Annotated in this window: 6 protein-coding genes; 1 reads left to right on the forward strand and 5 read right to left on the reverse strand. The window is 63.6% G+C overall.

Going from position 1 to position 13,058, the window contains the following annotated elements:
* Positions 1-50: 50 nt before the first annotated feature.
* The 5 genes from ACSQ3S_RS01000 to ACSQ3S_RS01020 all read right to left on the reverse strand — a co-directional run bounded on the left by ACSQ3S_RS01000 (position 51) and on the right by ACSQ3S_RS01020 (position 10,442).
* Positions 51-4,778: a glutamate synthase-related protein gene (locus ACSQ3S_RS01000; protein WP_176653353.1), complete on the reverse strand. Its 4,728-nt coding sequence runs from the start codon at positions 4,776-4,778 to the stop codon at positions 51-53.
* A gap of 139 nt (positions 4,779-4,917) precedes the next feature.
* A complete protein-coding gene (locus ACSQ3S_RS01005) occupies positions 4,918-5,619 on the reverse strand; it encodes an REP-associated tyrosine transposase (protein WP_436141341.1) in 702 nt (233 codons plus the stop codon).
* A gap of 104 nt (positions 5,620-5,723) precedes the next feature.
* Positions 5,724-6,404, reverse strand: a complete 681-nt coding sequence (locus ACSQ3S_RS01010) for a response regulator transcription factor (RefSeq protein ID WP_176653351.1) — start codon at positions 6,402-6,404, stop codon at positions 5,724-5,726.
* Positions 6,405-6,459: 55 nt separating this feature from the next.
* Positions 6,460-7,296: a sensor histidine kinase gene (locus tag ACSQ3S_RS01015; RefSeq protein ID WP_436141342.1), complete on the reverse strand. Its 837-nt coding sequence runs from the start codon at positions 7,294-7,296 to the stop codon at positions 6,460-6,462.
* Positions 7,296-10,442, reverse strand: a complete 3,147-nt coding sequence (locus ACSQ3S_RS01020) for a DEAD/DEAH box helicase (protein ID WP_436141343.1) — start codon at positions 10,440-10,442, stop codon at positions 7,296-7,298. Before ACSQ3S_RS01020 ends, ACSQ3S_RS01015 begins: the two co-directional genes overlap by 1 nt.
* A gap of 216 nt (positions 10,443-10,658) precedes the next feature.
* On the opposite strand from ACSQ3S_RS01020, the gene ACSQ3S_RS01025 reads away from it, so the two are divergent.
* Entirely contained in the window at positions 10,659-13,007 is a 2,349-nt protein-coding gene (locus ACSQ3S_RS01025) for a Tex family protein (protein WP_436141344.1), read from the forward strand.
* Positions 13,008-13,058 lie beyond the last annotated feature (51 nt).

Genomic DNA, 13,058 nt, shown 5'->3' on the forward strand with positions numbered 1-13,058 from the left:
GCTGAGCTGGCGTTCTATGGATTCCCGCTTTCGCGGGAATGACGTGGTTTTCAGGCTGCGATCGGCTGGGCGGAAGCGGCTTCGTTCGCCACGTCCTCGGCCATTTCGGCCAGGGCGCGCTTGTATTCGCTCGGGAATACCTTGACGAATTTGCCGCGGCTGTCGGCCCAGTTGTCCAGCAACAGGCGGGCACGGGTGCTGCCGGTGTGCTTGAAGTGACGCTCGATCAAACGCTTCAGGATCACTTCGTCCGCTTCGCGGCCCTGGTCCTTGTGCTGCACGTGGAAGGTCGCGCTGTGCGCTTCCTGTTCCTTGGCGGTCAGCACCTGCTCCAGCGACACCATCGCGGTGTTGCAGCGGGCTTCGAAATCGCCGTCCGGGTCGTACACGTAGGCGATGCCGCCCGACATGCCCGCCGCGAAGTTGCGGCCGGTCGCGCCCAGCACCACCACGGTGCCGCCGGTCATGTACTCGCAACCGTGGTCGCCGGTGCCTTCGACGATGGCGGTGGCGCCCGAGTTGCGCACAGCGAAACGCTCGCCGGCCACGCCGTTGAAGAAGGCTTCGCCGCTGATCGCGCCGTACAGCACCGTGTTGCCGATGATGATGTTATTCACCGCCCAGCCGCGGAACTCGGTGTTCGGACGCACGATGATGCGGCCGCCCGACAAGCCCTTGCCGACGTAGTCGTTGCCTTCGCCGACCAAGTCGATGGTGATGCCGTGCGCCAGGAAGGCGCAGGCCGACTGGCCGGCCGTGCCCTGCAGCTGGATGTGGATGGTGTCGTCCGGCAGGCCGGCGTGGCCGTAGCGCTTGGCCACTTCGCCCGACAGCATGGTGCCGACGGTGCGGTTGACGTTGCGCACCGGCGAGATGAACGACACGCGCTCGCCTTTTTCCAGCGCGGCCTTGGCTTGCGCGATCAGCTTGTGATCGAGCGCCTTGTCCAGGCCGTGGTCCTGTTCCATCGTGTGGTAGATGGAATCGCCGTTCGGTACTTCCGGGGAGTAGAAGATGTTGCTGAAGTCCAGGCCCTTGGCTTTCCAGTGCGTGATCGCCTTGGATTTGTCCAGCAGGTCGACCCGGCCGATCAGCTCGTCATAGGTGCGGATGCCCAGCTGGGCCATCAGCTGGCGCGCCTCTTCGGCGACGAAGAAGAAGTAGTTGACGACGTACTCGGGCTTGCCGGAGAACTTGGCGCGCAGCACAGGATCTTGCGTGGCGACGCCGACCGGGCAGGTGTTCAGGTGGCATTTGCGCATCATGATGCAGCCCTCGACCACCAGCGGCGCGGTGGCGAAGCCGATTTCGTCGGCGCCCAGCATGGCGGCGATGACGACGTCGCGGCCGGTACGCATCTGGCCGTCGGCCTGGACGCGGATGCGGCTGCGCAGGCCGTTCAGCACCAGGGTCTGCTGGGTTTCAGCCAGGCCCAGTTCCCAAGGGGTGCCGGCGTGCTTGACCGACGACAGCGGCGACGCGCCGGTGCCGCCGTCATGGCCGGCCACCACGACGTGGTCGGCCTTGGCCTTGGTGACGCCGGCCGCCACGGTGCCGATGCCGACTTCCGACACCAGCTTGACCGAGATCGAAGCGCGCGGATTGGCGTTCTTCAGGTCGTGGATCAGCTGGGCCAGGTCTTCGATCGAGTAAATATCGTGGTGCGGCGGCGGCGAGATCAGACCCACGCCCGGCACCGAGAAGCGCAGGGTGGCGATGTATTCGGATACTTTATGGCCCGGCAGCTGGCCGCCTTCGCCGGGTTTTGCGCCTTGGGCCATCTTGATCTGGATCTGGTCGGCCGAGTTCAGGTAGGCGGCGGTCACGCCGAAACGGCCCGACGCCACCTGCTTGATGCGCGAGCGCAGCGAATCGCCGGCCTGCAGCGGAATGTCGACCACCATCTGCTCTTTGCCCATGACCGAAGCCATGGTCTCGCCCTGCTTGATCTTGATGCCTTTCAGTTCCATCGTGTAGCGCGATGGATCTTCGCCGCCTTCGCCGGTGTTCGATTTGCCGCCGATGCGGTTCATCGCCACCGCCAGGGTGGCGTGCGCCTCGGTCGAGATCGAACCCATCGACATCGCGCCGGTGGCGAAGCGCTTGACGATTTCCTTGGCCGGCTCGACTTCGTCCAGCGGGATCGCCTTGGTCGGATCGAGCTTGAACTCGAACAGGCCGCGCAAGGTCAGGTGGCGCTTGCTCTGGTCGTTGATGATCTGGGCGTACTCTTTATAGCTGGAGAAGTTGTTGCTGCGGGTCGAATGCTGCAGTTTCGCGATCGCATCCGGGGTCCACAGGTGGTCTTCGCCGCGCACGCGGTAGGCGTACTCGCCGCCGGCGTCGAGGTGGTTTTCCAGCACCGGATCGTTGCCGAAGGCCAGGTTGTGCAGGCGCAGCGCTTCTTCCGCCACTTCGAACACGCCGATGCCTTCGACGTTGGACGAGGTGCCCTTGAAGTATTTGTCGACCAGCGACTTGTTCAGGCCGACGGCTTCGAAGATCTGCGCGCCGCAGTAGGACATATAGGTCGAGATGCCCATCTTGGACATGACCTTCATCAGGCCCTTGCCGACCGCCTTGATGTAGTTGTACACGGCTTTTTCGCCGGACATGTCGCCCGGCATGCCGTGCGCCATCTCGACCAGGGTTTCCATCGCCAGGTAAGGGTGGATCGCTTCGGCGCCGTAGCCTGCCAGCAGCGCGAAGTGGTGGGTTTCGCGGGCCGAGCCGGTTTCCACCACCAGGCCGGTGGAGGCGCGCAGGCCCTTGCTGACCAGGTGCTGATGCACGGTCGAGGTGGCCAGCAGCGCGGGTATCGCCACGCGGTCCGGGCCGACCGAGCGGTCCGACACGATCAGGATGTTGTGGCCGGACTTGACCGCGTCGACCGCTTCGGCGCACAGCGACGCCAGGCAGGCTTCGACGCCGTCCTTGCCCCATGCCAGGGGATAGCAGATGTTAAGCTCATATGACTTGAACTTGCCGCCGGTATGCGCGCTGATGCCGCGCAGGCGGGCCATGTCGTCGAAGCCCAGGATAGGCTGCGACACTTCCAGGCGCATCGGCGGGTTGACGTTGTTGGTGTCGAGCAGGTTCGGTTTCGGGCCGATGAAGGACACCAGCGACATCACCATCGCTTCGCGGATCGGGTCGATCGGCGGGTTGGTCACTTGCGCGAACAGCTGCTTGAAGTAGTTGTACAGCGGCTTGAGCTTGTTGGACATGACGGCCAGCGGCGAGTCGTTGCCCATCGAGCCGGTCGCTTCCTCGCCGGCGGCGGCCATCGGCGCCATCAGGAATTTCAGGTCTTCCTGGGTGTAGCCGAAGGCTTGCTGGCGGTCCAGCAGCGACGGCACGGCTTTTTCGCCCTGGGCCGGCGCCGCGTCCTTGGCGCGGTTGTGCGCCAGCTGGCTTTCGCTCAGCTTGATTTCGTTGAGCTTGATGCGCACCGCGTTGATCCATGCCTTGTACGGCTTGGCGTTGGCGTAGGTGTCTTTCAGCTCTTTATCGTCGATGATGCGGCCCGCTTCCAGGTCGATCAGGAACATCTTGCCCGGCTGCAAACGCCATTTCTGGATGATTTTCGATTCGGGAATCGGCAATACGCCCGATTCCGACGCCATCACCACCAGGTCGTCGTCGGTGACGATGTAGCGGGCGGGACGCAAGCCGTTGCGGTCCAGCGTGCCGCCGATGTAGCGGCCGTCGGTGAAGGCCATGGCGGCCGGGCCGTCCCATGGTTCCATCATTGCAGCGTGATATTCGTAGAACGCGCGGCGATTGTCGTCCATCGTGCCGTGATTTTCCCAGGCTTCCGGAATCATCATCATCATCGCCTGGGCGATCGGATAGCCTGCCATCAGCAGCAGTTCCAGCGCGTTGTCGAAGCAGGCGGTGTCCGACTGGCCTTCGTAGATCAGCGGGAACAGTTTCTGCAGGTCGTCGCCCAGCACGGCCGATTTCATCACGCCTTCGCGCGCGCGCATCCAGTTGAAGTTGCCCTTGACGGTGTTGATCTCGCCGTTGTGGGCGATCAGGCGGTACGGGTGGGCCAGCGGCCATTCAGGGAAGGTGTTGGTCGAGAAACGCTGGTGTACCAGCGCCAGCGCGGAAACGCAGCGCGCATCCTGCAGGTCCTTGTAATACACGCCGACCTGGTCCGCCAGCAGCAGGCCCTTGTAGACGATGGTGCGGGCCGACAGCGAGGCCACGAAGAATTCCTTGCCGTGGATCAGTTTCAGCGCCTGGATGGCGTGGCCCGACGATTTGCGGATCACGTACAGTTTGCGTTCCAGCGCGTCGGTCACCATGATGTCGGCGCCGCGGCCGATGAAGATCTGGCGGATCACCGGCTCCTTGGCGCGCACGGTAGGGGACATCGGCATGTCGCAGTCGACCGGCACGTTGCGCCAGCCCAGCACGACCTGGCCTTCGGCGCGCACGGCGCGCTCGATTTCCTGTTCGCAGGCGATGCGCGAAGCGTTTTCCTTCGGCAGGAACACCATGCCGACGCCGTATTCGCCTGGCGGCGGCAGTTCGATGCCTTGCTTGGCCATTTCGTCGCGGTAGTACTGGTCCGGGATCTGGATCAGGATACCGGCACCGTCGCCCATCAGCGCATCGGCGCCGACCGCGCCCCGGTGATCGAGGTTTTTCAGGATCAACAGGCCCTGTTCCACGATGGAGTGGCTCTTGTTGCCCTTGATGTGGGCGACGAAACCGACGCCGCAGGCATCGTGTTCATTGGACGGATCGTACAGACCTTGGGCTTTCATGGGCTCTCCACTGCAATTTGACTAACGAAAAGCTAGAGTAGTGCAATGCAGCAGAAAATTCAACAATAACAATTAGGGTCGGAGTCAGATTAATTTTCTACAAGTTGCTGAAAATTTTAATTAGGGACAGAGTGATGGGCTAAGTGGCCGCCGGCTTGATTTTGAACGGCCGTCCCCGTTTGGCCGGCAATACCTGCCGTTTTACCCGGTTCTGCAGCGTGGTCTTGAATTGCTCGGAACCCAGCGGCCAGCCCTTGAGCAGCGCCTTGCTGACGGTGGCGATGTCCTCCTCGCTGAGCGGCACCTCGACCAGCGCGATATAGGCCGCCTCGCGCTGGAACGGCGTATTGCCCAAGGCCCAGAACTGCGCGTGGTCGATCACCAGGCCGTCCGGACGTATGCCGGCGTGGTGGCAATAGCTGGACCATGGATAATCCTCGGCCTTGCCGACCATGCCGTTGCGTACCGGATTGAACTCGATATACCGGCTGCACAACATGAAGTATTGCTCGGCGTCGATCAGCGAGGTTTTGTAGCGTCCATTCCACAAAGTTCCACTGCGGCTATATTTTTGGTTGAAATAGGGCACGTAGTAGCGGCCTACCCACTGCATCATCTGGCCCAGGCCGTTTTCATCGGCCGGAGTGACCAGCAAATGCAGGTGATTGGGCATCAGGACATAGGCGTGGATCGCCACTTTGTAGTTTTTGGCGGCCGTGCGCAGCCAGCCGAGGAAGGTTTGGTAATCCTCGGCATCCAGGAACACCGGCTGGTTGTTGTTGCCGGTCTGGATGACGTGATGTGGTTGTCCGGGGACGATGAGGCGAGGTAGGCGGGCCATGAATGCAAAAAGGGGGTGGATCGGTAACCCGATTCTACCTCCGTTGCTTGACTCTGTCCCCGATTAATTGGCGGCGGGCGCCAATCGCGCTGGCTCTGTCCCCATTAAGAGAGATTGAAGCTGGCGGACAGGCTGTAGCCCTCGCCGTAGGCGCTGCGCAGCGGCAGATCCTGGCCCAGGCCGGTGCGCGCCTTCTTGCGCAAGCGATACACCAGCATGTCGACGCGGCGGCCGGCATCCGGGTCGTCGCCGCCGATGCCGGCCACGATGACCTGGCGCGGCACCGGACGGGTGTTGATCGTCAGCAGATGCAGGAAGTTGCATTCCTTTTCGGTCAGCGTGATCGCCATCCCCTGCAGCTCCAGCTGGCGGGCGCTGACTTTCAGCGTCCACTTGCTGGGCACGGGCAGGGTTTCCTGCGGACCGACGCGGCGGTCCAGCGCCTCGATATGGGCGGCCAGTTCCGGGAATTTGATCGGCTTGGTCAGGTAATGGTCGGCGCCCAGGCGCAGGCCGAGGATGCGATTGTCGAAAGCCACACGGCCGGTCAGCACCAGCAGGCCGATTTGCGGATACAGTTGGCGCATGCGCGGGATGACGTTGAAGCCGTCTTCGTCGGGCAAGCCCAGATCCAGTACCACTACGCCCACATTACCCTGGCTGAGCGCGGACCACATATCGCTGGCGTTGTTAGTGATGTGCACTTCGTGTTCAAGTTCAGTCAGGAATTCTGCCATTTCCTCGGCATACTCCAGATTGTCTTCCACGATGAGTATTTGCGTCATTGATGCGCCATTCGATCGATTATTGAGCAACCGTGCTCATTCCTGCCCTGCGGCGTCAGCTTGTGTCCAGAGAATTATCACTGTTGCCACCGGCCCGCGCAAGGCTTTTCCCGGAAGCGGCCGCTACAGGCAGCCAAATCCGAAATTCTGTGCCGCTTTCAGAAACATTCCGCGCGCTGACCGTACCGCCGTGCACGTCCAACACCGAGCGCGCCATATATAAACCCAGGCCCGATCCGGGTATGCCGGCGGCGTTACTGCCACGGAAGGATTTATCAAACACACGGGCCAGTTCCGCCTCGGGGATGCCGCGTCCATAGTCGCGTACCAGAAACTCGACACCGCCTTCCATTGCCATTTTGCCTAGCAATTCTATAGGACTATTGGCCTCCGTGTATTTAATCGCATTATCCAGCAATATTTCTATGCATAAGCGTATGCCGGCCGGGTCGCAGCGCATCCATTGCGGTAAGCCGATGACCCGCAGCGAGACCGGATTGCGCCGGCTGCGCGCCTGTTCCACCACCGATTCCAGCAGCGCGGCCGGCGAGATTTCGTCAGGCTGGCGCGTGCGGCCGATGCTGGCCATGCGTTCGGGCGACAGGTATTCGTCCAGCATCGCCAGCATGCGGTCGACCGCCACCTGGATCTTGCGGTAGCGCTTGCGCGTGCCTTCGTCGTGATGGGCGCCGGTCATTTCCAGCCGCTGCACGGCGCCGTCTATGGTCGACAGCGGGGTGCGGAATTCGTGCGACAACATCGACGCGAACTTCTTTTGCTGGGCCGCCAGCTCCAGGCGCTCGTTCGCATGTTGTTCTAGCAGCAGGCGGCAACGCTCCACCTCCGCCCGGGACTCGCGCAACGCCGCCTCCAGTTCCGCGACGGTGGGCATTATTCCACCAGCGGCGCGAAGATTTGCTGCAGGTCTTCCTGGGTGAGCGCCATTTTCTGCGACTCGCCCTCGGCCAGGATCGATTGCGCCAGGTCCGATTTCTTCTGCTGCAGGACCTGGATTTTCTCTTCCAGCGTGCCCTTGGCGATCAGCTTGTAGACGAACACCGGCTTGTCCTGGCCGATGCGCCAGGCGCGGTCGGTGGCCTGGTTTTCAGCCGCCGGGTTCCACCACGGATCGTAGTGGATCACAGTGTCGGCCGCCGTCAGGTTCAAGCCGACGCCGCCGGCCTTCAGGCTGATCAGGAAAATCGGCACCGCGCCCTGCTGGAACGCCGCCACCTGCGCGCTGCGGTCCTTGGTGTCGCCGGTCAGCAGCGCATACGGAATGTCGCGCGCTTCCAGTTCTTCCTCGATCAGCTCGAGCATGCTGGTGAACTGCGAGAACACCAGGATCTTGCGGTTTTCCTCCAGCAAATCCTCGACCATCTGCATCAGGTCGATCAGCTTGGCCGAACCGGCGGCCTGCTGCTTCTTCGACGTGGACTTGACCAGCCGCGGATCGCAACAGACCTGGCGCAGCTTCAGCAGCGCTTCCAGGATCACGATCTGGCTGCGGGCCACGCCCTTGCGGTCGATCTCGTCGCGCACTTTCTGGTCCATCGCCAGCCGCACGGTTTCGTACAGGTCGCGCTGGGCGCCGGTCAGCTCGACCTTGCGCACCATCTCCGTCTTCGGCGGCAGTTCCTTGGCCACGTTGTCCTTGGTCCGGCGCAGCAGGAAAGGCTTGATGCGGCGGTTCAGCAGCGCGCGGCGCAGCGGATCGTCCTGGCGCTCGATCGGGTGGCGGAACACGGTGTTGAAACCTTTTTCATCGCCCAGCAGTCCCGGCAGCAGGAAGTGGAATTGCGACCACAGCTCGCCCAGGTGGTTTTCCAGCGGCGTGCCGGACAGGCACAGGCGGTGGCGCGCGCGCAGCAGGCCGGCGCTCTGGGCCGCCTTGGAGCGGGTGTTCTTGATGTAATGCGACTCGTCCAGGATGACCAGGTGGAAATCGTGCTCGCGCAGTTTTTCCTCGTCGCGCGGCAGCAGCGCATAGGTGGTCAGCACCAGGTCGGACTCGGCGATCTGGTCGAACTGGGCCATGCGGTCCTTGCCTTGCAGCAGCAGCACGCGCAGGCCGGGAGCGAAACGCGCCGCCTCTTCCTGCCAGTTGCCCATCAGGCTGGTCGGCGCGATGACCAGCGCCGGCGCCGTCAAGCGGCCCGCCTCTTTTTCGACCAGGATGTGGGCCAGGGTTTGCACCGTCTTGCCCAGGCCCATGTCGTCGGCCAGGATGCCGGCGAAGCCGTATTCACGCAGGAATTGCATCCAGGACAAACCATCGCTTTGATAGTCGCGCAGCGTGGCTTGCAGTCCGGCCGGTGTGGCGATGCGCTTGACCGCGCCGAACTGGTTCAGGCGCGCGCCCATGTCGCGCAATTCTTCGCCGCCGGTCCAGAGCAATTCGACGTTGCGGGCCAGTTCGTCCAGGCGCGCGGCGTCCAGCGTGGCCATGTGCAGCGAGGTCTTGATTTTGTCGCTGAAATACAACTCGCCCAGCGTGTTCAGGATCGGTTTGATGCGGCCCCACGGCAAGGCGACGCGGCTGCCGTCCGGCAGGGTGGCCAGCATCTGGTCCTCGTCGCCGTGGTTGGCGATGGCTTTCGGATTGAAATCGTTGGGCGCGCCGCGGATCAGCTGCACCAGCACCGGCAGCAGCGGCACGCGCTCCTGGTTGACCACGATGCCCAGCTCCAGGTCGAACCAGGCGTGGCCGCCGTCGGCCGGATCTTCCACCACTTCGGCGTACCAGTCGCCGACGTCGGTGATGTCGTAGCGGTATTTGACGGTTTTCTCGACCTTCCAGCCGGCCTCTTTCAAGGCGGCGATGCCGTCGCGGGCAAAGCGTATCCATTCCGCCTGCGTCGGCAGCAACAGGCCGCCCTTGACGCTGCTCAGCGGCAGCGTGGCCGGCGCCACGAAATGGCGCTCGGTCAGCAGCGACAGCGCCAAGCCTTCGGCGTCGGCGTCGCGCTGGATGATCTCGGTGACGTCGCCCTTCTGGCGTACCACGCGCTGCGACGGATCGAAGGACACGCGCTCGCCGTCGTAGTCGAACGACAGCACGGCGAAATCGTGCCAGCGCTGCAGCGAACCGTCGGCCAGCATCGCCGCGTCCAGGGTCAGCACCGGGCGCGGCTTGACGTCGTCGCGCACGCGCTGCGGCAGCGGCTGCGGCAGCGGCATCAGGCCCTGCAGGCCGTGCGCCAGCAGCAGCTGCGACACGCGCATCTTGTCGTTGGTGGTCAGCAGCGGGGCTTGCGCCACCAGCGCCTGCAGGTCGGCCAGCGGGATCGTCGCGCCGCCCTGGTTCAGCTGCAGCACGCCGCAGGACAGGTTGTCGATGTACCACGGCGGATCGGTCGGCAGCATGTAGTCGACCTGGTCGGCGCCGACGTGCTTGGCGTTCGGCGGCGCCTGCACCTGCCAGCCCAGGCGCAGGCCCTTGCCTTCCTCGCGCCAGGCCAGGTTGGCTTCGCGCATCACGCCGCCCTTGAGCGGGTAGACCAGGCCGTTGCCGACGTCGGCCCAGGAGTTTGCCCAGAGCAATTTATCCTGTTCGGCCAGCATGTCCAGCAGAGCCGCGCCGATCTTGCCGCGCGGTTCGGTCGCCGAGCCGGTCTGGGAATTCTGTCCGCTGCGCATGGCAACGAAGAAGCGGATCAAGTCCTCGTCGCCGGGCGCGAGGAAACTCGGCGGCGCCGACAGCAGCGAAAACACCTCGCTGACGGGACTGGCCGCGGCGACGTCGCCGTTCGAGCGCAGGCGGGCCTTGTACAGGCACAGCGCCACATGGCGGCCGCCGCTGGTGGGCGCCATCACGTAGATCAGCTTGTATTGGGTTTGTTTGGGGTCGGTATCGACCGGCGGCGCGTTCAGTTTGGCTTTGGGATGGGCTGCGGCATCCACACGCTGCAGCCAGGTGGCTACGGCGTACGACAATTGATTCGCGGGCGGCGCAGGGCGGGCGGGAGATGCGGGGGCGGCCGGTGCAGCTGGCTTGGCGGGAACATCGTCGGTGGCGTCGTCGCGGGTAAAATCCATAGGTCGCATTGTTGTTCAAAGATGGTTCAAAAACGGCAACAGGCGATATTATCCGCCATACACGCGTTCGTGTTTGCGGATTCTTCATAAAACCCGCATGTAAACGTGTTACAGACCACGTTCTGGCCACGCCCACAGTCCTTTTGGACTGTCAAGACTGGCACATTCGCGCCGATTGCGTATCATTCCGGGCTTGACTGCTTAGGAATCACCCACATGTTGCCCTCTATCGAACAACGTCTTGCCCTGGAATTGACCTGCAAACCGGTTCAGGTCGCCGCCGCCATCGCCCTGTTGGACGAGGGCGCCACCGTCCCCTTCATCGCCCGCTACCGGAAAGAAGCCACCGGCGGCCTGGACGACATCCAGCTGCGTCTGCTCGAAGAGCGCCTGCGCTACCTGCGCGAGCTGGAAGACCGCCGTGCCGCTATCGTGGCATCGATCACCGAACAGAACAAGATGACGCCGGAACTGTTAGATGCTGTCATGCATGCAGAAGACAAGACCCGCCTCGAAGACTTATACCTGCCATACAAGCAAAAACGCCGCACAAAAGCGCAAATCGCCATCGAAGCGGGCCTGGCGCCGCTGGCCGACGGCCTGCTGGACAACCCGGAACTGAATCCGGAAACGGAAGCCGGCAAATTCCTGCGCGAAGCCTTCACCACCGCCGACGGCAACAATCCGGGCGTGGCCGACACCAAGGCGGCGCTCGACGGCGCGCGCCAGATCCTGATGGAACGCTTTGCCGAAGATGCAACCTTGCTGCAATCCTTGCGCGAATATGTACAAGAGCATGGCATTGTTGAGTCCAAGGTCATTGAAGGCAAACAGGACGAAGGCGAAAAGTTCGCCGACTACTTCGATTATTCCGAAACCATAGGCACCGTGCCGTCGCACCGCGCGCTGGCGCTGTTGCGCGGACGCCGCGAAGGCATCCTCGACGTCGTCCTGCGGCTCGATACCGAAGCCGAGAAACCGAAGTGGGACGCGCCGCACAATCCGTGCGAAGGCCGCATCGCCGCCCGCTTCGGCATCAAGAACCAGGGCCGTCCGGCCGACAAATGGCTGGCCGACACCGCCCGCTGGACCTGGCGCGTGAAGAGCTTCATGCACCTGGAAACCGAACTGATGGGCGCGTTGCGCGAACGCTCCGAGCTGGACGCGATCAACGTCTTCGCCACCAACCTGAAGGCGCTGCTGCTGGCCGCGCCGGCCGGCCAGCGCGCCACCATGGGCCTGGACCCGGGCCTGCGCACCGGCGTCAAGGTGGCGGTGGTGGACGCCACCGGCAAGGTGGTCGACACCGCCGTCATCTACCCGCACCAGCCGAAGAACGACTGGGACGGCTCGCTGCACACGCTGGGCCGGCTGGCCGCCAAGCACAACGTCTCCCTGATCTCGATCGGCAACGGCACCGCCTCGCGCGAGACCGACAAGCTGGCGCAAGACCTGATCAAGCAGCACCCCGAGCAGAAGATGACCAAGATCGTCGTCTCGGAAGCGGGCGCTTCCGTGTACTCGGCGTCCGAGTTCGCTTCGCGCGAACTGCCGGACATGGACGTGTCGCTGCGCGGCGCCGTGTCGATCGCGCGCCGGCTGCAGGATCCGCTGGCCGAGCTGGTCAAGATCGACCCGAAATCGATCGGTGTCGGCCAGTACCAGCACGACGTGTCGCAGACCCAGCTGGCCCGCTCGCTGGACGCGGTGGTCGAGGATTGCGTGAACGCGGTCGGCGTCGACGTCAACACCGCCTCGGCGCCGCTGCTGGCGCGCGTGTCGGGCCTGTCGGCCTCGGTGGCGCAGGCCATCGTTTCCTACCGCGACGTCAAGGGCGCGTTCACCTCGCGCGCGGCGCTGAAGTCGGTGCCGCGCCTGGGCGACAAGACCTTCGAACAGGCGGCCGGCTTCCTGCGCGTGATGGGCGGCGAGAATCCGCTGGACGCCTCGGCGGTGCACCCGGAATCGTATCCGCTGGTGGAGAAGATCCTGGGCGACATCAAGAAGGACATCAAGGCCGTCATCGGCGAAACCGCGCTGATCAAGACGCTGAACCCGGCCAAGTATGCGGACGACAAGTTCGGCGTGCCGACCATCTCCGACATCCTGAAGGAGCTGGAAAAGCCGGGCCGCGATCCGCGTCCGGAATTCACCACCGCCACCTTCAAGGACGGCGTGGAAGAGATCCGCGACCTGCGTCCGGACATGATCCTCGAAGGCGTGGTCACCAACGTGGCGGCGTTCGGCGCGTTTGTCGACATCGGCGTGCACCAGGACGGCCTGGTGCACATCTCGGCGCTGTCGAACACCTTCGTCAAGGACCCGCACACGGTGGTCAAGGCCGGCCAGGTGGTCAAGGTCAAGGTGCTGGAAGTGGACGAGAAGCGCAAGCGCATCGCGCTGACCATGCGCCTGACCGACAGCGCGCCGCAAGCCGGCTCGCAGCCGCAGCAGCGCGGCGACCGCAACGACCGCAAGAGCATGGGGCAGCACCAGAAGCAGGCCGCCAAGTCCGAGCCTATCGGCGGCAGCATGGCGGCGGCCTTCGCCAAGCTGCGCGGCTAAACCGGCCGCAATAATACCGGCGCCGGCATTTTCTTATAAAATGTCGGCACC

Origin of the sequence: Duganella sp. LjRoot269 (genome assembly GCF_964254095.1) — a bacterium.
GTDB classification, from domain to species: domain Bacteria; phylum Pseudomonadota; class Gammaproteobacteria; order Burkholderiales; family Burkholderiaceae_D; genus Rugamonas; species Rugamonas hordei.

Excerpts from the sequence above, each read along its gene's own strand:
- ACSQ3S_RS01020 (WP_436141343.1), bottom strand. The coding sequence starts at position 10,442 with ATGGATTTTACCCGCGACGACGCCACCGACGATGTTCCCGCCAAGCCA.
- ACSQ3S_RS01025 (WP_436141344.1), top strand. The coding sequence starts at position 10,659 with ATGTTGCCCTCTATCGAACAACGTCTTGCCCTGGAATTGACCTGCAAA.
- ACSQ3S_RS01000 (WP_176653353.1), bottom strand. The coding sequence starts at position 4,778 with ATGAAAGCCCAAGGTCTGTACGATCCGTCCAATGAACACGATGCCTGC.
- ACSQ3S_RS01010 (WP_176653351.1), bottom strand. The coding sequence starts at position 6,404 with ATGACGCAAATACTCATCGTGGAAGACAATCTGGAGTATGCCGAGGAA.
- ACSQ3S_RS01015 (WP_436141342.1), bottom strand. The coding sequence starts at position 7,296 with ATGCCCACCGTCGCGGAACTGGAGGCGGCGTTGCGCGAGTCCCGGGCG.
- ACSQ3S_RS01005 (WP_436141341.1), bottom strand. The coding sequence starts at position 5,619 with ATGGCCCGCCTACCTCGCCTCATCGTCCCCGGACAACCACATCACGTC.